The organism is Spirochaetota bacterium (assembly GCA_035477215.1).
GTDB lineage: Bacteria > Spirochaetota > UBA4802 > UBA4802 > UBA5368 > MVZN01.
Map to the genome: position 1 here is coordinate 1 of DATIKU010000002.1, position 22,434 is coordinate 22,434.

Genomic DNA, 22,434 nt, shown 5'->3' on the forward strand with positions numbered 1-22,434 from the left:
AATAGACGATTTTCATGGATTCTGTTCCGTCGCCGCTTTCCATACGCGATTTTGCGACGGGAGTCAAGAACGAATTAGCGTGCCCGGTCACCGTGCGGGAATGATGATCATTCCCCGTCTTCCGGCGAAAATATTATTTCCGTCGGAAAAAGTGCTTGCCGTGAATTTGGCTTATGTAATATGATCATAGAACATAATATCTTAACGTCGCGTGCTATAGTGATAATATAAATTAAAGATAGGGAGGTTCGTTTGATGAAAAAGTACCCCGAGGTTTCGATCGCCGCGGTTTTCCAGAACAACGCGCAGCGTCTCGCCGGAAAGGCATATGCGGCGTATTACAAGGACGGAAAGTTTCACGACATCTCGTGGACCGAGATGAACGAGATGGTGCGCAATCTCGCCTATTACCTGCTGTCGAGGGGAATCCAGAAGGGCGACAAGGTGGGCATCTTCTCGCCCAACCGGTACGAGTGGCATATTGCGGCGCTTGCGATTCACTCGATAGGCGCCGTGGACGTTCCCATCTACGGCACCAACTCGGCCCAGGAGACGGAGTACATCCTGGAAAACTCCGACTCGAAAATGTGCCTGACCGGCACCAAGGACCATCTCGACAAGGTGCTGCAGGTCAGGGGCAAGCTTCCGCTCATTACGGAGGTCATCGCTTTTGACGAGCCCGGTGTAAAAATCGACGGTGTGACGAGTCTTAAAGACGCGCTTGCGGCCGGAAAGAGCAAGGCCGACGAGGCTACCTTCGACCAGCGCCTCAAGGCCATTCAGCCGAACGATCTGGCCACGCTTATCTATACCTCGGGAACAACGGGAAATCCGAAAGGGGTCATGCTCACCCACAATAATTTCTACTCGAACGTCAACAACACCCTCTTCGAAATGAAAGATAAAAAAACCGGCAAACCGCTCCTCACCGAAGACGATCTTTTTCTTTCATTTTTGCCGCTTTCGCATTCTCTCGAGCGTACGGCGGGTTTTCATGGGGCCGTTTATTCCGGAGCCAAGACCGCCTTCGCGCGCGACATCAGCACCATCCTCGAGGACTTCACCATGGTGCGGCCGACCGTCATCATCTGCGTGCCCCGAATTTATGAAAAGATACATGCGGGAGTACTCGGCAAAGTGGCCCTCGCCCCGCCGGCACGGCAGAAGATATTCGGCTTTGCCACCGCGCAGGCCTCAAAAAACCTTCACCGCGTTTGCCGCGATCTTCCGATCAGAAGCATAAAATACAAGATCGCGAACAAGCTCGTCTTCTCCAAGCTCAAAGCCGCGCTCGGCATGGACCGCCTGCGCTACGCCATCTCGGGCGGGGCGCCCCTTTCCGTCAACGACGCGGAATTTTTCATCGGCATGGGCATGAAGATCCTCGAGGGTTTCGGTCTCACCGAGACCTCGCCGGTCACGCATTTCAACCGTCCCTGGTTCATCAAGCCGGGCACGGTGGGGCATGCCATCCGCGGAACCGAGACCAAAATCGCCGACGACGGCGAGCTCCTCATCCGCGGGCCGCAGGTGATGACTGGTTACTACAAGAACGAGGCCGCCACGAAAGAAGTGTTTACCGACGACGGGTACTTCCGCACCGGCGACATCGCCATGATCGACGAGGAAGGCTGCCTTAAAATCACCGGCCGAATAAAGGACATCATCGTAACCGCGGGCGGCAAGAACATCTCGCCGCAGAACATCGAAAACAGCGTGAAGAACAGCCGCTACGTGGAGCAGATCGCCGTGATCGGCGACCGTCGCAAGTTTCTCTCGGCGCTGGTGGTGCCGGCCTTTCCGGAGCTCGAGGCGTGGGCCAAACAGCAGGGCATAGCTTTCGGCCAGGCGACTGAGCTTCTTACCAACGCGAAGGTGCTCGAGCTCTTCCGAAAGGAAATCGACGAGAACACGGTGCAGTTCGCGCGCGTCGAACAGATCCGCAAGTTCACGCTCATCAAGGCCGAATGGACGCAGGTGACCGGCGAGCTTACCCCCACGCAGAAGGTGAAGCGTCGCGTTATCGAGAAGAAGTACGCTTCCGAAATCGACGCCATGTACGCCGGCGAAACGGGGGACTGATTCGCGGTGGTACGGGCATGAAAGTGCCGCCTGTCATGAACCATTATCCGGAATAAGTGAAAAAGACCGGGCGGCGATCGTTATCGCCGCCCGGTTTTTCGTATAATCATAACCTTGAATGTTTCGCTTTCTGCCTGTTGAAGGTTCGTAGGGGGTGATTATATATCGATCGTTTGTATATCCTTTTTCAGACGGCCATCGCGGTTTGTTGTCGTACTGATTCTCAGGGTTTCCATTTTACTTAGAAGCCCTTGCTTTTTTCACTTCGTTCCCCAACCCGCGAATTCCAGGGCCGATTCGTTTTTTACGCAATCATCAATTTCCAAACATGAATACCCATATTCGGGAATAAACTCAATCGCCAGGGCTGTAAACAGGATGCAATCAAGACTGCAATTTGTCATGAGAACGCCGCGCCCGATCCCCGCATCGAGGATAGATCCCGCCGCCCCGGTTTCGTAATAATCCGATTACGCCAGCTTCTCCAGCGCCGCCTTGATGCGCTCCACGCCCTTGCGGATGTTCTCATCCGACGTGGCGAATGAGAGGCGGATGTTGTCGTCGTTGCCGAATTCCACGCCGGGCACCACCGCCACCTGGGCGACTTCCAGCAGGTACGACGTCAGCGCGCTTGAAGTTGAGGGGCCTTCGTATTTATCCTTCACGGTTTTCCATCCCTTGAGCTTCTCGACGCCCCTGATGTTCGGAAACGCGTAGAAGGCCCCTTCGGGCATGAGGCAGGATATTCCGGGCGCGGCGTTGAGCGCGTCGACTATGAGCTTTCGCCTGCGGTTAAAGGCCCCGACCATCGCGGTGACGACCGACTGATCTCCGATAAGCGCATCGACCGACGCCCACTGCGAGATGGACGCGGGGTTGGACGTGGACTGGCTCTGCAGTATCTCGACCTTTTTGATGACCTCGGCGTCGCCGGCCATGTAGCCGATGCGCCATCCCGTCATGGAATAGGCCTTGGAGACGCCGTTGAGCACGATGGTCTTTTTAAAAAGCTCGCTCGAGATGTTCGCGGTGTTGGTGAAGGTCCGCCCGTCGTAGACGATGGACTCGTAGATGTCGTCGGAGATGATGACGATATCGCGTTTTTCAAGCACTGCTGCAAGTTGCGCAAGCTCGTCGCGGGAGTAGGTCGCGCCGGTCGGGTTTGACGGGGAATTCAGTATGACCCCGCGGGTTTTTTTAGAGAGCGCTTTTTCGAGGTCGGCGGGAGTCGCCTTGAAACCCATTTCCTCGCGCGTTTGCAGAATCACCGGGACGCCTCCGGCGAGCTCCACGATCGGCGGGTACGATACCCAGTAGGGGGCGGGCACGATCACCTCGTCGCCGTCGTTGAGGAGCACCTGCATCAGGTTGTAAAACGAGTGCTTTCCGCCGCAGTTGACCGTTACCTGGGCGATGTCGTATTCCAGGCCGTTATCGCGTTTGAATTTCTCGACGATCGCCTTCTTAAGCTCCGGGATGCCGCCGGCGGGCGTGTATTTGGTCTTTCCCGCGTCGATGGCTTTTATGGCGGCGTTCTTGATGTGGGCGGGCGTGTCGAAATCGGGCTCGCCCGACCCGAAACCGATTACGTCGATACCCTTCGCTTTGAGCGAATCGGCGAGCGCGGTGATGGCGAGCGTCGCCGAAGGCTTCACCTTGAGAATTCTCCCGGAGAATTGCATGTTCACACCCTTGCGTGTCGTAATAATGAGGAACGAAACGGCATTGAGAGCGGTTACCCGGTGATCGGTGGCGTGACGGAGCGTATGGACTGCAGATGCCGGGCCTTTCCGCCGGACCGGAATGAAAATAGATGGTGGGTCCGTGATGTCAATGGTTTTTTGGGAAATTGATGATGCAAACAACGGAATTTTTGGACATATATAAAAAAGGATTTGCGTAATTGCCCGGATAAGGGTACGACCACGCAGGGTCTGAACACGGCGACTGCGGGCGAGGGGCCGGCGGGCTTCGGACGATACAACAGAGGCGAATATATGATTATACGGTTCTGGGGAGTGCGGGGTTCCATTCCGACGCCGCCCACCGATGCTGTAATGCGGGATAAGATCAGGAAGGCGCTCTTGCAGGCGTCTCCGGCGGACATTTCGTCGGAGGAATCCATCGATCGCTTCATCGATTCGCTTCCGTATTCCGTCCGCGGCACCTATGGCGGTAACACCACCTGCCTGGAGGTGCGTACCGCCGATGACGACATTTTCATCATCGACTGCGGCACCGGCATCCGCCATCTTTCGGCGGAGCTTATGAAGGGAGATTTCGGCCGCGGCCAGGGCATCGCCAATATCCTGCTTACGCATACGCACTGGGACCACATACAGGGCATTCCGTTCTTCGTTCCCTTCTTCGTGAAGGGAAACCGGTTTCATATTTATTCGCCGTTTCGCGACATCAGGGAGCGCGTGGAGTATCAGCAGGTATTCACCCATTTCCCGGTGAACCTCGATTCGATGCTCGCCACCAAGGAGTTTTTCATCATCGAGAAGGAGGCGCCGTTCCATCTCAACAACGTCACGATCATCAACAAGCGCATGCGGCACCCGGGCGGGGCCTTCGGTTACCGGATAGAGGAGGACGGAAAATCGTTCATCTTCACCAGCGACTGCGAGTTCAATATCGACGAGATCGACCAGATCGACTCGTACAGGGATTTTTTCTGGAATGCCGACGTGGTCGTCTTCGACACGCAGTACACCTTCGAGGAGGCCATCGACAAGATCGACTGGGGGCATTCCTCGGCGTCGATCGCGATCGATATCGCCCTGCGGTTCAACGTTAAAAAGCTTTTCCTCTTCCACCACGAGCCCACCTACAGCGACGACAAGCTCGAGACGGTGCTTTCGAACGCGCGGACCTACATGAGTATGAACGCGAGGAGAAAGGGGGTGCTCGATATCGACATTGCGCGCGAGGGCGTCACCATCGAGCTCTGACGTGCCGCGTCAGCGGACCCCCTGCAGGCGGTCGATGTCCGCGTGTTTGCCGATTACGATCATGATCACGTCGGCGGAGATTGTGTCGTGCGCCGTGGGCGCGATCTTGATTTTATGGTTCTTGTCCTCGATTCCCGGCGACGCGCCTTCGGGGGGCGGGTATTTCAACCCGATGATCTGACAGCCGTAGCGCGTGCTGATCTGAAGCTCCTTGAGTGTCTTGCCGACAAAGCTCTTCGGCGGCGTGACCTCGATGATGCCGTAATCGTCGGTAAGGGGCAGGTAGTCCATGGCGTTCTTCAGGGCGAGCTTGTTGGCAACGCGTACCGCCATGTCTTTTTCGGGAAAGATGACGTCGGTAACGCCGATCATTCTTAGAATTTTGCCGTGGTCCTCGGATATGGCGCGCACGATTATCCGCGGAATTCCGATCTCCTTTATATAGAGCGAGATGAGAATGCTCGCGCCCATGTCGTGCCCGATGCTGATGATCGCGCCGTCGAAGTCCCTTAGCGCGAGCGATTCAAGCACCTCCTTGTTGGAGGCGTCGCCGATGATGGCGTGGCTTATGAAGTCCCTTGCGTGCTGCACCGCGTCGCGGTTGGAGTCCATGCCCAGCACCTCGCAGTTGTTCTCCACGAGCGTGAGCGCGATGTTGAAGCCGAAATTTCCAAGCCCGATGATGATAAACTTTTTCATAACCTATCCTATCATTATATGCTCTTCGGGATAGCGGATATCCAGTTGTTTCTTCCCTGTCGTAAGAGCGGTGATCAGCGTAAGCGGCCCGAGCCTTCCGATGTACATCACCGCGCATAACAGCAGTTTACCCGTATCGCTCAGGTGGGGCGTGAGGCCCGTCGAAAGGCCGACCGTGCCGAAGGCGGATGTGACCTCGAACATGGCGGAAAGGAATACGTTTTTCACCGCCGGGGTTCCCACGACAAGAAGGCAAAAGGTGGCCGTTGAGACGAAAATCAGCGCCAGTATGAAAAGCGACGTGCTTCTCTCGACCGTATCGGAATCGAGTGCGCGACCCCACAGCACGATCTGGCCACGCCCGCGGAATTTCGTGATGAGCATAAGCCATACCACGGCCATGCTCGTGGTTTTTACCCCGCCGGCGATTGAGCCGGGAGATCCGCCCGTGAACATGAGAAATACCATCATGAAGAGCGTGGTCTCGCGGAGCGAGCCGATATCCACGGTGCTGAATCCCGCGGTGCGGCAGGTTACCGACTGGAAGAAGGAGTTAACGATCTTCCCGGAAAAAGTGAAGTTCATAAGCGTATTGTTCCATTCCAGCGCGGCGAATGTCACCATCCCCCCGGTGATAAAAACCGCCGTGAGCGTCAGAACCAGTCTTGTATGGAAGCTGTACTGGCCCATGAACCGTCGCAGGTGGAAGCGTGTGCGCGAGAGCTCGGAGAGCACGATAAACCCCAGTCCGCCCATGATAATGTTTGCCGCCACGGCCGTCAGCACTATCGGGTTGTCGTGATACCCCGCGAGGCTGTCCGGATAAGTCGAAAAGCCGGCGTTGCAGAACGCCGATATGGAATGGAACAGCGCGTTCCAGGCGGCCGTTTGAGGGGCCTGTGTTTTGATGAACTGGCTGAACAGCGCCGCCGCGGCGATCGTTTCTATGACAAAGGTGTAGAATATGATCTGTAAGAGGAGCTTCCGTATGGGAAGATTCCGTAAATCGCTGTATACCGATTCGAACGTAAACCGCCATTTGATTGAAATGCTTCCGCTCAGCGCGGATAAAAGCGCGATCGAGAAGGTCATGATCCCGAGGCCGCCGAACTGGATCAGGACGAGCATGACCGCCTGACCGAACAGGGTGAAGTCTGTGGCCGTGTCGAGAACGATAAGCCCGGTAACGCATACCGCGGAGGTCGCCGTAAAGAGCGCATCCACGAACGATATGCCATGGACGGTCGAAAAGGGAAGCATGATGACCAGTGCCCCGACCAGGATGAGCGCGAGGAAGCTCAACAATATCTTGTTGATCGGGTGGACCGACGAAAGTGTATTTCGTGGACTCATGGCTCATAAAAAAAGGGTATCGGTCATCAATACCCTGTTTTCTTTGGGCGCTGCAGGGATTGAACCTGCGACCCTCTGCTTGTAAGGCAGATGCTCTCCCAGCTGAGCTAAGCGCCCCGTTTAGGCCTCTCTTTCGGTCGACTTACTGGGTTTGAATGACAGCACCGATCGGGCCGGAACATCCAGGCTTCTTCCCGCAATGGGGGAGAACACCCTGCGCTCCTTGCGCAGCACCCTGGTGAACGTACCGAAACCCCTTATCTCTATTCTGCCGTCCGTGTCAAGATTTTTAAGAATGAGCTCGAGAAAATTGTCCACGATGTAGCCCACTTCCCGGCGCTTCATGCCGCTCTGGCGGGTGAGCTGGTCGACGATCTCGTGCTTGGTCAAGCAAGCCCCCGTTCGGCGTCCTAACGGCTCGCCGCGGCGTTTACCTTCCTGGCGAGGCGCGATTTTTTTCGTGCCGCGGTCTTCCAGTGGAAGACTCCCTTTGCGGCCGCCTTGTCGATCTTTTTAACGAAACCGGCGAAAACGGACGAAAGAACGGAAGGATCCTTCGCTTCTTTCGATTCGAGGGTTTTCTGCACCTTTTTGATCTCGGTCCTCACCGACGACTTGACCTGCGCGTTTTTCTGACGGCTCTTTTCGTTGGTTTTTATTCGTTTCTGTGCGGATTTGATGTTCGCCACTGTGCCACCTTTACGCTGATGCTGAATTCGCAAAACTGAAGCGCAACTATGCTGTGCGGGCCTTTTTGTGTCAAGAATAAAAACCCATCATTCGGTCAACAGCAGGCGGAAGATGGATCGGGCGTAATAGTGCATGGTACACTCGTAGTTGCCTTCCACCTTGGAGATCTGCACCAGCACGATCGTTTTCTCGCAGGAAAAGGAATAGCTTGTCGTGGAGCCCTCGTGCTGGATGTGGGGCTTGCCGTATACATTCATAACGGCCCCGAGCTTCTCCGCGAATGCCGCAGTGCTTATCGCTCCGTGCCGCTCCATCACCGCCATGAGGCGGCTCCTTATAAAGAGGTAGTCTCTTGCGGGGGTGGAGGCGGCCTGGACGATCGTCATGTTGTCGGCAAGAGCGCCGTTTACGGACAACAGGTAATTCACGATCTTATTGTCATAACGGGGATTCGCCCTTGGCGAAAGCTCGCTGACGGCGGTTCCCGGGGCGATTATACGGCCAAGGACCGCGTCCTTTGTCATACCCCACGAACTGAAGGAAGGGGGAAATCCCGATGTTCCCGCCGGGCCCGCTCCGGCGAAGGCCGTCAGTACCATGAATGCGAAGAGGGCGGCCCCTCCTTTCCGCGCGATGTATTCCATAAGCTCTCCGGAGTGGTGAAGTCTGGCCCGTCTTCGGTACCGCTTTTCCGCCGATTCCGTCTTCCATCGATCATCGAAACGCATACCGTATTGTGTCAAACATTTTAGTCCTTTGGTGACAGTGTTTAACCGTTTAAGCGTTCACATCGATATACCGCAATGGATTGTTCGGGGGCAATCCGGAATAGACTTTTATTATATCACGCTTAAAAAAAACGGTAAAGGTGTTGTAATTTATAATTGCCGTACGTTATTGTACCACAGGCTCGGGATGTGATTGTAAAGGAATAAAATGGAGATGCCGTATCGGATATGGGTGTTCCCGGTGGCGGTCTGAACGCGAACGTTTTCCCGGTTCGGCACCCACGCCGCACGGATAAAATCGGAACGACGCGATGGAGGAGGGAGGGTGATGCTGCTGAAACTTGAACATATATCGATGCTCACGACGGCCTTTATCGTACTGGCCGGATTCATGTCCTTTTCCGAGGCCGGGGATAAGCCGGGCCGACAGTCCGAGTTCACCGGTCGGGTGATCGACGTCGGCGGGAGCTATGTGGAGCTGAAGCGCGGAGCGAGGGAGTTGCGGCTCGAGTACGCCGCAACCACAAGGTTCTTCGGCCTGGATGGCGTCGAGACAGACAAAAACGTCATCGAGCTCTGCCAGGTGGTTAAGGCGGTCTACCAGCCGGTCAATCGTGCCGGGGAGCCGGCGAGTATAGCGGTCGTAAAGGAAGGAAATTGCCGGAAATAGAAAGTATGCCGATATGTCCCGTTCGAAAAGCCGATCTGGAGGCCCATTATGAATAAGCCGCGCGTGCTGTTGAGGAGATGCGACGATTATGCCGTAGACGCCATCGAGCGCATTCTGTCCGAATCCGTAGATGACCTCGGACTGAAAATAGCCGGAAAGGTGTTTGTAAAACCAAACGTGGTCAATGCCAATAAAAGATACAACAGGCATTCATTTACGAATCCGGCGGTCGTCGAGGCGATGCTGCGACTCGTCAGGAAAAAAAACCCCGACGACATTACGGTTGGCGAGTCCGGCGGTTTCGGCATCCCGACGCGCTACCTGTTCAAGGAAGCCGGGTATTATGAGATGACGCGAAGGCAGGGCGTGCGCCTTATCGATCTTAACGAGCATGCCGTTGATCGTGTCGAGCTGTCAAAAGGAGTGTGTCACAGGGACATGCTGCTTTCGCGGTATATCCGCGAGGCCGATTTTAAAATATGGATGCCCCGGCTCAAGTACCACATTTTCACGGACATCACGAACGCGCTCAAGCTCAACATCGGCATCCTCACGCACAAGGAGCGGATGATCTGTCACGACCACCGTATCCACGAAAAGATCGTGGACATGCTCGAGGTGGGCTATCCCGACCTGGTGGTCTCCGACGCCATCGAGACCACATACGGCTGGGAGTCCGCGGCGTATCCTGTTCCGCTGGGCCTGCTTATGATTGCGAACGATCCCCTGGCCGCCGATGTAGTCGGCGCGTACATCATGGGCTACAGGGCCGAGGAGGTTCGGCACCTCAAGATCGCGCACGAACGCGGGTATGGAAGCCTGTCGCTCGGTGATATTTCCATTGAGGGCGATGCCGATCTTGAAGAGCTGCGCGCAAAACCCAAGGGGCAGACGCGCCTGTTCCAGCACCTGAAGGAGCTCGACACTCCCATCAGGTTCTATGCGGGCTACGCGCCGGACACCGACATGATATGCGACGGCGGTTGCGAAGCCGCCCTCAAGGCAACGCTCGCCCTTGTGGAGAAAAAGTATCCGGGCGCGCTTAAAAAAGCGAAGAAGGGGGCCGTGGTTACCGGCATCTATCATGGAGACGTCGATATGCCCGACGGCCCGGTACTTTTCATCGGCACGTGCACGCGTGTGGAGGGGACGCTCAACGCCAAAAAGATCCGCCGCGTAAACGGCTGTCCCATGGGGGCCAAGGACCTCATGCTCAGCGTCCCGTTCTTGTTCGGGTTGCCCAATCCCGTGCTTGATTTGAGGGACCTCGCTCCGCTCGCGCTCAATATCGTCCAGAAGGGGATGAGCATCGTCGCGAACAAGGTAATGGGCAGGTAATCGCGAAGCGATATTTTCATTGACGAAAGCGGTCGATTTCGTACCGTCAAAGGCGCGGCGAAAGGCCGCGCCTTTGTCTTTGTGCGCGGCGATACGGACCGGCCATCCGGGGTAAGCATGAAAAAGGACATCGCCTCAATTCATCTGATCGGCGTCTGCGGCGTTGCAATGGGAAGCCTGGCGGGCATGCTCAAGAGCAGCGGTTACCATGTCACCGGCTCCGACGAGGCGGTATACCCGCCAATGAGCGATATGCTCGCGGAGTGGGACATAAGAGTGAGCCGCGGATACAGCGAAGAGCATGTGGGTAACCCCGACCTCGTGGTGGTCGGAAACGTCATAAGCCGGGGCAACGCCGAAGTCGAGTACGTGCTCGCGCGGCGAATTCCCTACCGCTCCATGGCCCAGGCCCTGCGGGACTTTTTTCTGGAAGGGAAAGAGGTCGTCGCCGTGGCCGGTACGCACGGTAAGACCACCACCACGGCGCTGCTTGCCCATATACTGATAGAGGCGGGCCTCGATCCATCCTTCTTTGTAGGCGGCGTGCCGAAGAACCACGGCTCGAATTTCCGCCTGGGAAACGGCAGCCATTTCATCATCGAGGGCGACGAATACGATTCCGCGTTCTTCGAGAAAGTCCCCAAGTTCGCCGTCTACCGCCCGCAGCACCTGGTGCTCACCTCTCTCGAGTTCGACCACGCCGACATATACCGGAACCTGGACGAAATTTCTCTGTGGTTCCGTCGGCTCGTCAACGTCATCCCTTCCAACGGAAACATCGTCTATTCGACCGCCTATCCGGCCCTGCGCGGCGCGGTCGGGCGTTCATTCGCGCCATGTCATTCATACGGCGGCACGGACGCGGATTTCTTCTGTGAGGATGACGGGGTGGATGGTGAATGGTCGCGTCTTGTGCTGCACCTGCCGGGGGCACGGGCCATCCCGCTTCGCTCGCGCCTTTTCGGGGAGTTCAACCGGGCCAATATCGCGGCGGCTGCGGCCATGGCGCTTCGGCTCGGCGTTTCGCCCGACACGCTTCGTCGCGGTGTCGAGAGCTTCGAGGGGGTAAAACGCCGGCAGGAGCTCATCTACGCGCGGGAAAACTTCATGATTTACGAGGACTTCGCCCATCATCCGACGGCGATCGCCGGCGTGATCGCCATGATGCGCGAGCGCTTCCCCCTGTCGCGCCTGTGGGCCGTGTACGAGCCGCGGAGCGCGACGAGCAGGCGCAATGTATTTCAGAACGAACTGCCGGGCGCGTTCGCCGGCGCGGACAGGGTATTGATCAGGGCCCCCGATAAACTGGACGGCATTCCCGAGGCCGAGCGCATTGACATCGCCCGCGCGGTCGGAGATATCAATGCGCGGGGCGGCAGCGCCCTGGTGTTATGCGACGTCTCTTCCATCGTGGCCGTCATTTTCGGGGAAATCGACAGGATGGAGGACAACGTGGTGATCATCATGTCCAACGGAGGATTCGACGGCATCTACGATGCGATGCGCGCGGCCGCGGACGATTTTTTCATGATGAACCCATCGCGCGGCTGAACCCGCCCGGAGCGGTCCGAAGGCCGGAGCGCGCTCAGTGCGACCACTGCGAAACGGCGCGCCCCCGCTTATTGATGTACTGCTCGGCCGAGAGCGCCGCGATACATCCCTCCGCCGCCGCTATGACGACCTGGCGCACCTTCTTGCAGGTTACGTCACCTATGGCGTATACGCCCTCAATCGAAGTGGCCATGGTTTCCCTGTCCACGTCGATGCATCCCTCGGCGGTGGTCTCGATCGCCCCGTACAGGTAATCGACGATCGGCTTGTTGCCGTGCAGGTACAGGAAGACCCCTTCAACGTTCAGGGTCTGTTCCGCGCCCTGCGCGCCGGAGATGGTTACGCCGCTTACGTGATCGTTCCCCAGGATTGCGGTTATCCGGCTTCCGGTCTTTACGGAGATCGCCGGATTGGAGGCGATAAATGCCGCGTGTTCGGCCGGAACCTCCTTCTCGCGCGTGACGAGGTGGATGCGCCGGGCGAACCTGACGAGGGCCTCGATCTCCTCGATCACTTCCCCGACGGCGCCGGCTATGGCCACGTCTTTGTCCTGGTAGAAGGCGGCGTCGCAGGTGGCGCAGTAGCTTACGCCGCGGCCTGTGAGCTCGGCCTCGCCCGTCAGCGTCGCCGAGCGTCCCATCGAGCCCGTCGCGATGATGACGGCCTTCGCGCGAACCGACGAGTTCGAGGTAAAAACCTGGAAGGGGCGCGCGGCGAAGTCCACGCCGTAAACCTGCTCCTGCTGCACCCGCGTTCCGAAAGATTCGGCCTGGGCGCGCATGCGCTCGAGGAGTTCGGTCCCGCCGATGTTTCCGGGAATGCCGGGGTAATTGGCGATGCGGTCGGCCGAGCCGAGCGCGCCGCTTGAGGGGTTCTTGTCCAGGACCAGCGTTTTCATTTTCGCCCGCGCGGCGTAGAGCGCCGCCGAAAGGCCGCCCGGGCCCCCGCCGATGACGATGATATCGTACAGCTCGTCGTTTGTGTGTTCGGTCTTTATGGTTTCCACGTCCGGTGCCCTCGCTTACCGAGTCTTTGTGACAGTAGAGCGCAAGATGTCGCGCGGCGCAACCAATTTCCCGCCGCATCTTCCTTGACAATCCGCGGCATGGGTGTACTCTGCCCATCCCGTAACCAAATGAAACACGGAGATTTACCATGATAGATCCCAAGCTTGTGCGCGAAGAACTTGAAAGCGTCCGCGGCATGTTGAAAAAGCGCAATATGGAAACCGTCATCGATCTCGCCGAGCTGAAGCGCATCGACGAGGAGCGGCGCGCCGTCATTGCGCGGGCGGACGAGCTGCGCGAGAAGCGCAATCGCGTCTCGAAGGAGATCGGAAAGCTCAAGTCGAAGGGAGAGGACGCCGCCGCGCTTATGGCGGAGATGGGCGGCGTTAACGACAGCATCAGGGAGCTCGAGGCGTCCGCGGAAAAGCTGGACGCCGGTTTCAACGAGCTCATGCTCTCGCTGCCCAACGTGCTTTCGGACATGGTCCCCGAGGGGCGCGGCGAAAACGACAATGTCGTGGTGCGCACCTGGGGCGAAAAACCCGCGTTTCCGTTTGGGCCCAAGCCCCATTACGACCTGGGTACGGACCTGGGCATCCTCGATTTCGAGCGCGGGGTCAAGCTCTCGGGTACGCGCTTTTACGTGTATCGCGGCCTGGCGGCGAAGCTTGAGCGCGCCATCATAAACTTCATGCTCGATCTGCACACAACGGAGCACGGCTACACCGAGACCTTCGCGCCGTTCGTGGTAAACGACGACAGCATGATCGGCACCGGCCAGTTTCCCAAATTCAGGGACGAGTACTACCGCATCGAGCGCGACGGCCTTTCGCTCATACCGACGGCGGAGGTGCCGCTAACCAATCTCTACCGCGATGAAATACTCGAGAAGGAGCAGCTTCCGCTGTACGTCACGATGCAGTCGGCGTGCTTCCGGCGCGAGGCCGGGAGCGCGGGGAAGGACACGCGCGGCCTTATCCGCGTACACCAGTTTCAAAAAGTGGAGCTGGTGAAATTCGTGGAGCCGGAAACCTCCTTCAGCGAGCTCGAAAAGCTCACGGCCAACGCCGAGGAGGTGCTCAGGCGCCTCAACCTTCATTACCGCGTGATGCTGCTGTGCTCCGCCGATACCTCGGCGGCCTCAACGAAGACCTACGATATCGAGGTATGGATGCCCGGGCTCGACCGTTATGTAGAGGTTTCGTCGTGCTCGAACTTCCTGGACTACCAGGCGCGCCGCGCGCGCATTCGCTATCGGAAGGCCAGAGGCGAAAAGGCCGCCTTTGTGCACACGCTGAACGGGTCGGGCCTCGCCGCGGGAAGGACGCTCGCCGCGGTCATGGAGAATTACCAGACCGCTGAAGGCGGCATAGAGGTGCCGGCCGTCCTCAAGCCGTACATCAAATGATCGGGTTGTCCCTGCCCGAAATCGACCATGTAGCGCTCCGTCACGCGATATCGCTTTCGCTGGCCACCGGCAGGGCCTTCCGCCTTGCCGATGGTTTCCGGTTCGTCAGGGAAAACCCCGTCGCCGGGAGCCTGCTCGCCGACTGGGAGAATGCGCTCGGCATGCTTTCGGCCGGCTCATTCGGAAGCGACGGAGACGACCTGCTTTTCAGGCCGGGCACGTTAAAGCACGGCGATTATTCATTCGTAACAGGTGCATTTTCCTCGGCGCTCGAGCTCGTACTTCTCCTGATTCCGCCGCTCACCAGGCTCGAGTATCGCAGCACGCTCGGCGTACGCGGCGTCACGCATTCGGACCTGACGTACACGACCGATTTCGCAAACATCACAATTTTCGACCTGCTTGAACGGATGGGCTTCTATATCCATCTTTCACTGAAGCGTTTCGGTTTTTACGGCTCCGGCGGCGGATTGCTCGAGGCGAAGGCCTACCCCGAGGAGAGCAGCGGGGTGTTCCCCGCCCTGCGGTACCGGGACGTTCGGATTACGGGCGCCCGCGTATACATAGCGAAGCTTCCGACCGACATCGCCATGACGCAGCGGGAAATGCTGGTCGAACGGGCGGGGATTCCCGCCTCGGCGGTCGGTATCGTCGAGGTGCTCGACGCGGACGGTCCCGGCAACTTCATCCAGGCGTACGCGGAGTGTGACGGTGGCGTGCGGATAGTGCAGGCGGCGAGCCCGGTCTATTCCGGGGAAGGGGCGTACATCTTCAGCAGGGAGGTCGCGGCCGAAACGGCGCGATCGGCGGTTGAGGAATGTGGGCGGCTTGTGGCCGAAAAAGCGGTCCCGGAACGCGCGGTGAGGGAGCTCCTTCCGTATATTGTGTTATCGGGGAGCGGTTTTTCCGCGCGGGCTGGCGGGGCCGGGGAGCGTCTGGCCGCCGCTTTTCTCTGACGCGCCCGCGGCGCTAAACAAGGGTGATTATCCTTTCCTCGCGCGCACACCTGATGCAGTAACGCTTTCCCTCCGTCCCGCCACTGCATGGGACGAAATAGTGGTTGAGCTGATGAACGTCCGTACCGCACTTGCAGCATTTCATGACGTGTCCCCCGCCGGAAACTTGAATGACGCTTCTCTTTGAGTTTCGGAGCATTAGCCACAATTGATAAGAAAAAAGAGGATACGGGACGGATCTTTATCGTGGAAAATCGCTTTTTACCATTAATTTTTTCTCGAGAATAATCATTGCATGGTTGACTAATTCATGCTTCGTGATATCATATGCAGAATAAAAGGGCCGTTGCGATGGGAAACCCTTTCGCCCTCAATTGTCGCGACATGGCCGATATAGAAAAGCGCTCCCCGCCGGGGGCGTGGTTTCAATTGGGTTTTTTAGTTTTATCAAACGTCAAACAGTGGACAATCCGCCCGCTGTTGAGACATAAAATTTGTGTTTACAACAGCCGTCGCCGCTTCTACTATCGCCGAATATTTGATTTTGGGGGGATGTCACAAAATGGCTCAGAAAAAGAAATCCGGGACCGGGAAAAGCGTGACGGTATCGGAAAAAGAAAAGGCGAAACCCAGGGCGAAAACGGGAAAGCCGCGCAGGAAGAACAACCTTCTCAAGCTTTGTTCGGAGATGAACAGGTTTGTTATTGACGCCGTCGATAAAGAAGTTGTTAAACGCTTCAGGACGCTCATTGACACCAGCGCCGAGGAGATCACCAAGGCGAGCCTCGATTCCATGCTGAAAAATCCGGGCGATGTCGAGGTTTCAAGCTTCCACGAAAGCCTCCAGCCGTATATTAAGCACTATATTTTCATGGTTAAAAGGAGCGCGAAATAAGCCGTGTTTGGAGGGGATCCCGCATTAAAATGGAACACCTCGTCTTCAGTGTAGTCGCAAAAAACATTCCGCGGCGATTCGCGCCGTACCTGCAAGGCCACATTATTGTGGCCTTTCTGCTGTTTCTGGCGCTTCCGGTGATCAGGATCCAGTCCATCCCCGCCTTCGGCATCACCCAATTCATCATTCACTGCGTGGTGTTCGTCGCGTGCATGTCCGCCCTCGCGTGCATGGTCCGTCGCGGCGGCGAAGAAAAGCTTCGTCTTTCAGCGGTAGACTTCCTTGTCGCCGGCTTCTACGCGCTGTATTTCGTTGCCGGCGCCCTTTCGGAAAACCGCGAGCTTTCGTTTACCGACCTCTCGGGCGAGTTTTTCATGATCGGACTGTATATTTTTTTCAGGGCGACGCTCGCCGGACCTTCGGGTGAGGATTTTATTGAAAAGATATCCATGTTCGCCGCGCTGGCTGCGATAACCCTTTCGCTGTGGGGCCTCGCCCAGTATTTTTTCGACTTCGACGTTCCGCAAGGTCTCAAGCTTTTGTTTAAGACACACCACTATCCCGTCGTCGCTTCCATGGGGAATCCTAATTTTCTGGCCGAATTCATTGCACTGTCGCTTCCGCTTTCCTTCCACTTTCTGCTTGCCCGGAAAAGCGCGCTGCCGTTGGTGGCCGTCGCGGTGGTTGCGGGGCTTGCGGTCTTCCTTACCTATTCGCGTCTGGGCTGGTTCGCGATGGCTTTTGCGCTGCTGCTGCTTCTGGCAACCGGGAACAGGGGTGAACGCCGGAGGCTTGTCGCGGCAATGGCGACGGTCGCTGTCATCACGGGCCTTTTCTTCCTTTACCATCACCGGACGGGCTCGACGAGATCCGACAGGATTTTGCGCAGCTTCGAGATGTCGAGAGCAACGCCCCTTTTCGAGCGGACGGTCATCTATCGCGCCGGGCTTTCCATGCTCCACGACGCGGGTTTTTTCGGAATGGGCCCGGGAATGTTCGGATACCGGTATCTCGATTACCAGGGGAGAGTCCTGCATTCCGGAAGCGCGGGGCCGTCCAGAAGCCTTCCGGTCGACCTGGATCACGCGCATAACGATATAATCGAGATCGGGGTCGACCTCGGATACGGGGCCCTGGCGGTTTTTATTCTGCTCATCGGCTTCGGTTCGGCCGCCGGGGTCCGCGCCCTTGCGCGGCCATCCGCCGGCCGTTCGCCGGGAAATCTCGGCCTGGTGCCGCTGATCTACCTGCCGTTCTGTCTGTGGTCGTTCGCCTTCTATATGCCTTTTAGCAAGATCATACTCCTGCTTTCGCTTGCGTTTATCGCCTCGCGTTCGCGTTCAGTGGAAGTCGGCGCCGTGCGGCCACGGCTGGTCGGCCCGCTCATTGCGATACTTATGGCCGTTTTCATGGTGGCGGATGCGCGGTACGCTTTTTCCGTACGACAATACGGGAAGGGTCTCTCCTTTTTTAAAAGTAATTTCGAAAAATCCTTCGAACATTTTCGGAATGGCGTGGAATGGTATCCATATAACGGCTATAATTATTTTTCGATGGGGGCGCTGCTTCTCAACAACGGGCGGAGCGAGGGCATAGGCTTTTTAAAACAATCGATGAAGTACTTCAGCAATTCTTCAACGTACCTCTATATCGCGCGCGGGTTGCGGGACCATGGCTCCCTCGAAGAGGCGAAGCGCTGGTATCGGCATCTCATCTTTATAAGACCGGACATTCGACGGGCGCATGAGGAGTATCGCGAAATTCTCGACAGGAGCGGAAAACAATGAAGATTAAAATAAAGGCCTTCGCGAGCGTTAAGGACCTGTGCGGGTTCTCGGAACGGGTGTTTGACCTACCCGAACGTGCGACCGCCGCCGATGCGGTGCGCAAGCTCGAACAGGAATGCGGGCAAGGCGTTGTCGGACTCGATTACCTTCTCCTCGCGGTAAACGAGGAATACTGCCGGGGCGAGCGGGTGCTGGCTGAAAACGACGTACTGGCCCTTTTCCCGCCGGTAAGCGGCGGGTGATGCATTCAATTCATCGGCGGGAGGAAAAACAGCCATCATGAAAACGGTACGACTGCAGAACGATCCGATCGAGTGCGCGGCCGCCCTCGCCGCGACCGGGACCGAGGAGGACGGCGCGGTGCTCACCTTCATCGGAACGCCACGAAGGGATTCGGCGGGAAGGCCGGTCGAGCACCTCTTTTACGAGGCCTACGAGGGGATGGCGCTCAAAGAGATGGATAGGATCGCCGACGAGGCGCTCGCCGCCTGGCCCATCACCGACTGCATGATCATTCATCGCACGGGGCGGGTCGATCCCGGACAGGCGAGCATTCTGATAGCGGTATCGGCACGTCACAGGGATGAGGGTTTCGCGGCGCTCCGGTTCATCATCGACACCGTGAAAAAAACGGTGCCGATATGGAAGAAGGAAGCGTATGCCGACGGGTCGGAGTGGGTTTCCGACAGGGTTTAACCGCGCGCGGCCGGCCCCGGCTCTTCGATACGGGAAAAAACCTCGCTGGCCTTGCCGTAAAACATCTCGGCCTTCTCTCGTGTAATTCCCGTCCCTTTACGCGCCGGACCTTCGGGCATGGCCAGAAGGGCGCCGATATCGAGCGCGCTCCAGCCTGTCGGCTCGAAATAGCGTTCGGCAAGCTCGATGATTTTCGCGGGATCGTCTGAATCCGTACCCTCTTCGAGCAGAAGCATGCGTACCGCGTAAAACATGGAAAGATAGGAATACCTGACCACTTCGCCGTACTGGCCCTTCCGAAGCATGATCGAGGCCAGTTCGAGCTTCTCCCTGCTCTTGGACAGTCGAAAACCGCGTGTGTGCTCGGGCGTGGTTTCCATGCGCGTAGTGTCCGTCGTTCCATTCATAATAGCAAGTCTTTTTCTCGGGATGCTCTTTCCAATTCATTGGATTGTCCCCGTACCTGCAGAACCTCGCCTCTACCCACAAGTCATCTGAACGCCCCCCATACCCCCCCACAGGGGGACAATGACATGTAGTTATAAGAAAAAATACCATTTACAGAAGTTTTGAAGTCCCCCTCCGGGGGATTTAAGGGGCCGCAGGGTTGAATCGTGAGAAGTGGGCGCAAGTGAGCCTGCGGAACAAGGGTTTCAACCCCCTGCTCTGAAAGGATGAAGGCCTGCGACATCAATTGCATATGGGCCTTGTTTCGGACGCATAAATTATTGACATATCCCGCCGTATGGGGCCATTCTCCAAAGTCGAAACGCACCGGCGTGAGGCGTAATCGGTCTGTTGTGACGAAATGAAGAATTCGATTCTCGAGGCACACGGCATGTTTCATGACGGCGAAAGGAAGGTTCAATATACATGAATGACCACAGGATCGCAGTGCTTCTCGGCGACGGCATGGCGGATTATGCCATCGACTCGCTTGACGGCAAAACGCCGCTTGAGGCCGCCGATACTCCCAACATGGATTACCTCGCCGGAAACGGCCTGCTGGGCCTCGCCAAAACAGTGCCCGACGGCATGCCCCCGGGAAGTGACACCGCGAGCATTTCGGTGTTCGGGTATGACCCGCGGGATGTCTATACGGGGCGCGCGCCGCTGGAGGCGCTCAACATGGGGATAGATTTGGGCCCGCGCGACGTGGCGTTTCGCTGTAACCTGGTGACGATCGATGACGACGGTGTTCTCGTCGATTTCAGCGCGCACCATATCGAGACCGAATTTGCTCATGCGGTGATTCGGGAGTTCGCGTCGGTTATGGGAACGAAATCATTCGAGTTCCATCCGGGTGTTTCATACCGGCATATCCTGGTGTGGCGGGACTATCCGCACGATGATCTGGCCGATACCACGCCGCCTCACGATATACAGGGACAGGGCTCGGACCTGCACCGGCCGCGCGGTCCCGGTGCGGAGACGCTTAATCGTCTGATGGATGAATCGATGCGGGTGATCCGGTCATCGCCGGCGATCAACAAGGCGTTGGCGCGCTATCGCGGGAGGCCCGTTTCGGCCTGGCTGTGGGGGGCGGGGCGGAAGCCCTCAATGCCGTCTCTCCGGGAGCGCTTCGGGCTCTCGGGCTACACCATATCGGCGGTGGACCTCATTCATGGCATCGGTCGGGCGGTGGGGCTCTCGCCGCTGTGGGTCGACGGAGTGACCGGTTACCTGGATACCAATTACCGCGGCAAGGCCGATGCGCTCCTTTCCGCGATGGAGCGCGCCAATTTCGTGTTCCTGCACGTGGAGTCCCCCGACGAGTCGGGCCACGAGGGAAACCTCGAGCACAAGATGAAGGCCATCGAGGATTTCGACGCCATGGTGGTCGGGCGGGTGATGGAAGGGATGCGCCGCTATGATGATTACACCCTGCTCGTGATGCCCGACCATCCGACCCCGGTCAGCCTTCGCACGCATACCTCCGACCCGGTGCCCTTCTGTATATATTCGCCACGGGGAATCGCCGTGCGCGATTACCGTCGGGACGGCATAAGCGGTTTCAACGAACCGTCCGCCGGGAAAACCGGCCTGTACGTCGGGGAGGCTCACCGCCTCATGGAAATAATGATTAATAAAAGCTTTTAAACGGTGGACCATGAAACGTTCGACGATTATCGGAATCATCATCCTCGCCGTCGCGCTCGTCGCGCTCGTCGCCTGGGCGCTCCTGCGGGGGTACGACCTCGAGGACGCCATAGACAGGTACGACAGCGGCAGGTACCTCTCGGCGATTGAAATACTCGGCCGCCTCCTGCGCACCGCCGACTACGACGCCGGTGAGAAGATCTATTATTACCGCTGCAGGGCCCTCAACGGCCTTGCGGAAGAGCTCGAGCGCAAATACGGCGACGAGCTGCGCGCCGCGGCCTCGGATAACACCGACGAGCGCGCCAGGGAAAAGGAACGGACCTACCTGGAGAAAAAGCTTGCGAAGATAAACGACAGGATCGGCGCCGACCTGACGCTCGTTATCGATAAAAAAATGGGGAGAATCGTTTCGCGCGGAAAATTTTACGATGAGTTCGCCGCGCGCTACAAGGGCAGCCGGTATATCGAGGACCTGGATTTCGAGGAGCTGAAAAAGATCGAGCGCCTGGAGCCGGGACGGCTGCTCGGCGCCATCGCCGGTTTTTCCGCGCGCTATCCCGGCACCATTCACCTCGGTCCCATTGTACGGGCGATTTTCTCCGTGCTCGGGGAGGGGAGCGTTACGGTGAAGGAACGGGAGGGTCTCGTCAGGGAGCTCGTCGTCGAGTATGCCCGGCGGTATCCGACCAGCGCAGAGGTGCAACGGTTGTTTACCTGTGTGGGCGATGATGTCAATCTGCGCAACTCGCCCGGAATAGAAGGGCAGGTTGTGGGCAAGATAGCCCGGGATGAGATCGTCCTGCAGCTCGAAAAATCGATGGATACCGCGCAGGTGGGTGATGTCCGCGACCACTGGTACCGTGTGGCGACCATGGGAGGGCTGCGAGGATGGATATTCGGAAAATTCCTCAAACCGATCGAGGTGATGCCTTACAAGGAGGACAGGGCCGGCATATCATGGGCGGTCGAGGACCGCTTTTCGGAATGGGACGATTCGTACACGCCGAAGAACTGGATGCACATGGAGAACGCCGATCGATCGTCCGTATCCTTCGCGGGCCCCGGCGGAGCCAAAATCCTCAGACTGAACGCGGTCAAGGGAAAGACCACGGGCCTCTTCCGGCGCTTCGATCCGGGAACGAGTTTCGCGCTCGGAGTGCGGGCGCGGATGATCGCCGGCGATTCGGTGGTCCTGATCGCGAAGGGTGTCGGAGGAGGGAAGAGTTACGCGCTTACCATACGCGGCGAGGAGATCGAATTGTCCGGCAGAAAGATACCGCTGCACACTTCGGACTGGCACGATTATACGATCGAAAGCAAGGACGGAGGTCATGCGCGCCTTCTTGTTGACGGTGAACCGGTGCTGAGCAGGATACCGCCGACCGGGAGCGCGGTGTTCTCGGGAGGCGGTATTTATTGCCTGTACACCGGCGAGGACGAGGCGGCGCTCGTTGAGGTCGAATACATCAGGCTGAGATAAAAAAAGCGGCATCGGGCGATGCCGCTTTCTGGTGTTT

22 protein-coding genes and 1 tRNA gene are annotated in these 22,434 nt (G+C 57.6%); 14 read left to right on the forward strand and 9 right to left on the reverse strand.

Features of this window, described 5'->3' with window-relative positions; all coding sequences use genetic code 11:
- Positions 1-184, forward strand: a 184-nt coding sequence (locus VLM75_00045) for a hypothetical protein (protein ID HSV95302.1), incomplete at its 5' end; no start/stop codon positions are given.
- Between the two features lie 71 nt (positions 185-255).
- Positions 256-2,082 (forward strand): long-chain fatty acid--CoA ligase, encoded by a 1,827-nt coding sequence (locus VLM75_00050; GenBank protein HSV95303.1) that lies wholly within the window; start codon positions 256-258, stop codon positions 2,080-2,082.
- A 470-nt stretch (positions 2,083-2,552) separates the two neighbouring features.
- On the opposite strand, the gene VLM75_00055 is transcribed toward VLM75_00050, so the two are convergent.
- The gene (locus VLM75_00055) at positions 2,553-3,764 is read right to left on the reverse strand and encodes a pyridoxal phosphate-dependent aminotransferase (GenBank protein ID HSV95304.1); all 1,212 of its coding nucleotides are present in this window, start codon (positions 3,762-3,764) and stop codon (positions 2,553-2,555) included.
- Positions 3,765-4,079: 315 nt separating this feature from the next.
- On the opposite strand from VLM75_00055, the gene VLM75_00060 reads away from it, so the two are divergent.
- Entirely contained in the window at positions 4,080-5,036 is a 957-nt protein-coding gene (locus VLM75_00060; GenBank protein ID HSV95305.1) for an MBL fold metallo-hydrolase, read from the forward strand.
- A gap of 9 nt (positions 5,037-5,045) precedes the next feature.
- On the opposite strand, the gene VLM75_00065 is transcribed toward VLM75_00060, so the two are convergent.
- From VLM75_00065 to VLM75_00090, 6 genes are all read right to left on the reverse strand, one after another.
- Positions 5,046-5,735 carry a TrkA family potassium uptake protein gene (locus VLM75_00065; GenBank protein ID HSV95306.1) on the reverse strand — a complete coding sequence of 230 codons (690 nt, stop codon included), beginning with the start codon at positions 5,733-5,735 and terminating at the stop codon, positions 5,046-5,048.
- Between the two features lie 3 nt (positions 5,736-5,738).
- Positions 5,739-7,088, reverse strand: a complete 1,350-nt coding sequence (locus tag VLM75_00070) for a potassium transporter TrkG (GenBank protein HSV95307.1) — start codon at positions 7,086-7,088, stop codon at positions 5,739-5,741.
- Positions 7,089-7,132: 44 nt separating this feature from the next.
- A tRNA-Val gene (locus VLM75_00075) sits at positions 7,133-7,205 on the reverse strand.
- Positions 7,206-7,208: 3 nt separating this feature from the next.
- On the reverse strand, positions 7,209-7,478 hold the full coding sequence (locus VLM75_00080) for an HU family DNA-binding protein (GenBank protein HSV95308.1): 270 nt from the start codon (positions 7,476-7,478) through the stop codon (positions 7,209-7,211).
- Positions 7,479-7,498: 20 nt separating this feature from the next.
- Complete coding sequence (rpsT, locus tag VLM75_00085; GenBank protein HSV95309.1) at positions 7,499-7,777, reverse strand: 30S ribosomal protein S20; 279 nt, start codon at positions 7,775-7,777, stop codon at positions 7,499-7,501.
- Positions 7,778-7,864: 87 nt separating this feature from the next.
- Complete coding sequence (locus tag VLM75_00090; GenBank protein HSV95310.1) at positions 7,865-8,422, reverse strand: hypothetical protein; 558 nt, start codon at positions 8,420-8,422, stop codon at positions 7,865-7,867.
- Positions 8,423-8,834: 412 nt separating this feature from the next.
- On the opposite strand from VLM75_00090, the gene VLM75_00095 reads away from it, so the two are divergent.
- The 3 genes from VLM75_00095 to VLM75_00105 all read left to right on the forward strand — a co-directional run bounded on the left by VLM75_00095 (position 8,835) and on the right by VLM75_00105 (position 12,065).
- Positions 8,835-9,176, forward strand: coding sequence for a hypothetical protein (locus VLM75_00095; protein HSV95311.1), 342 nt, complete (start codon positions 8,835-8,837; stop codon positions 9,174-9,176).
- Positions 9,177-9,224: 48 nt separating this feature from the next.
- Positions 9,225-10,514 carry a DUF362 domain-containing protein gene (locus VLM75_00100; GenBank protein HSV95312.1) on the forward strand — a complete coding sequence of 430 codons (1,290 nt, stop codon included), beginning with the start codon at positions 9,225-9,227 and terminating at the stop codon, positions 10,512-10,514.
- Between the two features lie 117 nt (positions 10,515-10,631).
- Positions 10,632-12,065, forward strand: a complete 1,434-nt coding sequence (locus VLM75_00105) for a Mur ligase domain-containing protein (protein HSV95313.1) — start codon at positions 10,632-10,634, stop codon at positions 12,063-12,065.
- A gap of 34 nt (positions 12,066-12,099) precedes the next feature.
- Here VLM75_00105 and VLM75_00110 read toward each other — a convergent pair whose 3' ends face one another.
- Positions 12,100-13,071, reverse strand: coding sequence for an FAD-dependent oxidoreductase (locus tag VLM75_00110; protein HSV95314.1), 972 nt, complete (start codon positions 13,069-13,071; stop codon positions 12,100-12,102).
- Between the two features lie 149 nt (positions 13,072-13,220).
- Between VLM75_00110 and serS the strand changes: the two genes are divergently transcribed.
- The 6 genes from serS to VLM75_00140 all read left to right on the forward strand — a co-directional run bounded on the left by serS (position 13,221) and on the right by VLM75_00140 (position 18,814).
- The gene (serS, locus tag VLM75_00115; GenBank protein ID HSV95315.1) at positions 13,221-14,480 is read left to right on the forward strand and encodes a serine--tRNA ligase; all 1,260 of its coding nucleotides are present in this window, start codon (positions 13,221-13,223) and stop codon (positions 14,478-14,480) included.
- Positions 14,477-15,436 (forward strand): RNA 3'-terminal phosphate cyclase, encoded by a 960-nt coding sequence (locus VLM75_00120; protein ID HSV95316.1) that lies wholly within the window; start codon positions 14,477-14,479, stop codon positions 15,434-15,436. The genes serS and VLM75_00120 overlap by 4 nt, the downstream gene beginning before the upstream one ends.
- Before the next feature lie 562 nt (positions 15,437-15,998).
- Positions 15,999-16,331, forward strand: coding sequence for a hypothetical protein (locus VLM75_00125; protein HSV95317.1), 333 nt, complete (start codon positions 15,999-16,001; stop codon positions 16,329-16,331).
- Positions 16,332-16,360: 29 nt separating this feature from the next.
- A complete protein-coding gene (locus VLM75_00130) occupies positions 16,361-18,118 on the forward strand; it encodes an O-antigen ligase family protein (GenBank protein HSV95318.1) in 1,758 nt (585 codons plus the stop codon).
- The gene (locus tag VLM75_00135) at positions 18,115-18,360 is read left to right on the forward strand and encodes a MoaD/ThiS family protein (protein ID HSV95319.1); all 246 of its coding nucleotides are present in this window, start codon (positions 18,115-18,117) and stop codon (positions 18,358-18,360) included. Before VLM75_00130 ends, VLM75_00135 begins: the two co-directional genes overlap by 4 nt.
- A gap of 37 nt (positions 18,361-18,397) precedes the next feature.
- Positions 18,398-18,814, forward strand: coding sequence for a molybdenum cofactor biosynthesis protein MoaE (locus VLM75_00140; GenBank protein HSV95320.1), 417 nt, complete (start codon positions 18,398-18,400; stop codon positions 18,812-18,814).
- On the opposite strand, the gene VLM75_00145 is transcribed toward VLM75_00140, so the two are convergent.
- Positions 18,811-19,221 (reverse strand): HEPN domain-containing protein, encoded by a 411-nt coding sequence (locus tag VLM75_00145; protein HSV95321.1) that lies wholly within the window; start codon positions 19,219-19,221, stop codon positions 18,811-18,813. The two genes, VLM75_00140 and VLM75_00145, sit on opposite strands and share 4 nt — an antisense overlap.
- Before the next feature lie 466 nt (positions 19,222-19,687).
- On the opposite strand from VLM75_00145, the gene VLM75_00150 reads away from it, so the two are divergent.
- Both VLM75_00150 and VLM75_00155 read left to right on the forward strand, forming a co-directional pair.
- A complete protein-coding gene (locus tag VLM75_00150; GenBank protein ID HSV95322.1) occupies positions 19,688-20,914 on the forward strand; it encodes a cofactor-independent phosphoglycerate mutase in 1,227 nt (408 codons plus the stop codon).
- Between the two features lie 10 nt (positions 20,915-20,924).
- On the forward strand, positions 20,925-22,397 hold the full coding sequence (locus VLM75_00155; protein HSV95323.1) for an SH3 domain-containing protein: 1,473 nt from the start codon (positions 20,925-20,927) through the stop codon (positions 22,395-22,397).
- Positions 22,398-22,434 lie beyond the last annotated feature (37 nt).

Excerpts from the sequence above, each read along its gene's own strand:
- VLM75_00050 (HSV95303.1), top strand. The coding sequence starts at position 256 with ATGAAAAAGTACCCCGAGGTTTCGATCGCCGCGGTTTTCCAGAACAAC.
- VLM75_00055 (HSV95304.1), bottom strand. The coding sequence starts at position 3,764 with ATGCAATTCTCCGGGAGAATTCTCAAGGTGAAGCCTTCGGCGACGCTC.
- VLM75_00060 (HSV95305.1), top strand. The coding sequence starts at position 4,080 with ATGATTATACGGTTCTGGGGAGTGCGGGGTTCCATTCCGACGCCGCCC.
- VLM75_00065 (HSV95306.1), bottom strand. The coding sequence starts at position 5,735 with ATGAAAAAGTTTATCATCATCGGGCTTGGAAATTTCGGCTTCAACATC.
- VLM75_00070 (HSV95307.1), bottom strand. The coding sequence starts at position 7,088 with ATGAGTCCACGAAATACACTTTCGTCGGTCCACCCGATCAACAAGATA.
- VLM75_00090 (HSV95310.1), bottom strand. The coding sequence starts at position 8,422 with ATGGAATACATCGCGCGGAAAGGAGGGGCCGCCCTCTTCGCATTCATG.
- VLM75_00095 (HSV95311.1), top strand. The coding sequence starts at position 8,835 with ATGCTGCTGAAACTTGAACATATATCGATGCTCACGACGGCCTTTATC.
- VLM75_00100 (HSV95312.1), top strand. The coding sequence starts at position 9,225 with ATGAATAAGCCGCGCGTGCTGTTGAGGAGATGCGACGATTATGCCGTA.
- VLM75_00105 (HSV95313.1), top strand. The coding sequence starts at position 10,632 with ATGAAAAAGGACATCGCCTCAATTCATCTGATCGGCGTCTGCGGCGTT.
- serS (HSV95315.1), top strand. The coding sequence starts at position 13,221 with ATGATAGATCCCAAGCTTGTGCGCGAAGAACTTGAAAGCGTCCGCGGC.
- VLM75_00120 (HSV95316.1), top strand. The coding sequence starts at position 14,477 with ATGATCGGGTTGTCCCTGCCCGAAATCGACCATGTAGCGCTCCGTCAC.
- VLM75_00125 (HSV95317.1), top strand. The coding sequence starts at position 15,999 with ATGGCTCAGAAAAAGAAATCCGGGACCGGGAAAAGCGTGACGGTATCG.
- VLM75_00130 (HSV95318.1), top strand. The coding sequence starts at position 16,361 with ATGGAACACCTCGTCTTCAGTGTAGTCGCAAAAAACATTCCGCGGCGA.
- VLM75_00135 (HSV95319.1), top strand. The coding sequence starts at position 18,115 with ATGAAGATTAAAATAAAGGCCTTCGCGAGCGTTAAGGACCTGTGCGGG.
- VLM75_00140 (HSV95320.1), top strand. The coding sequence starts at position 18,398 with ATGAAAACGGTACGACTGCAGAACGATCCGATCGAGTGCGCGGCCGCC.
- VLM75_00145 (HSV95321.1), bottom strand. The coding sequence starts at position 19,221 with ATGAATGGAACGACGGACACTACGCGCATGGAAACCACGCCCGAGCAC.
- VLM75_00150 (HSV95322.1), top strand. The coding sequence starts at position 19,688 with ATGAATGACCACAGGATCGCAGTGCTTCTCGGCGACGGCATGGCGGAT.
- VLM75_00155 (HSV95323.1), top strand. The coding sequence starts at position 20,925 with ATGAAACGTTCGACGATTATCGGAATCATCATCCTCGCCGTCGCGCTC.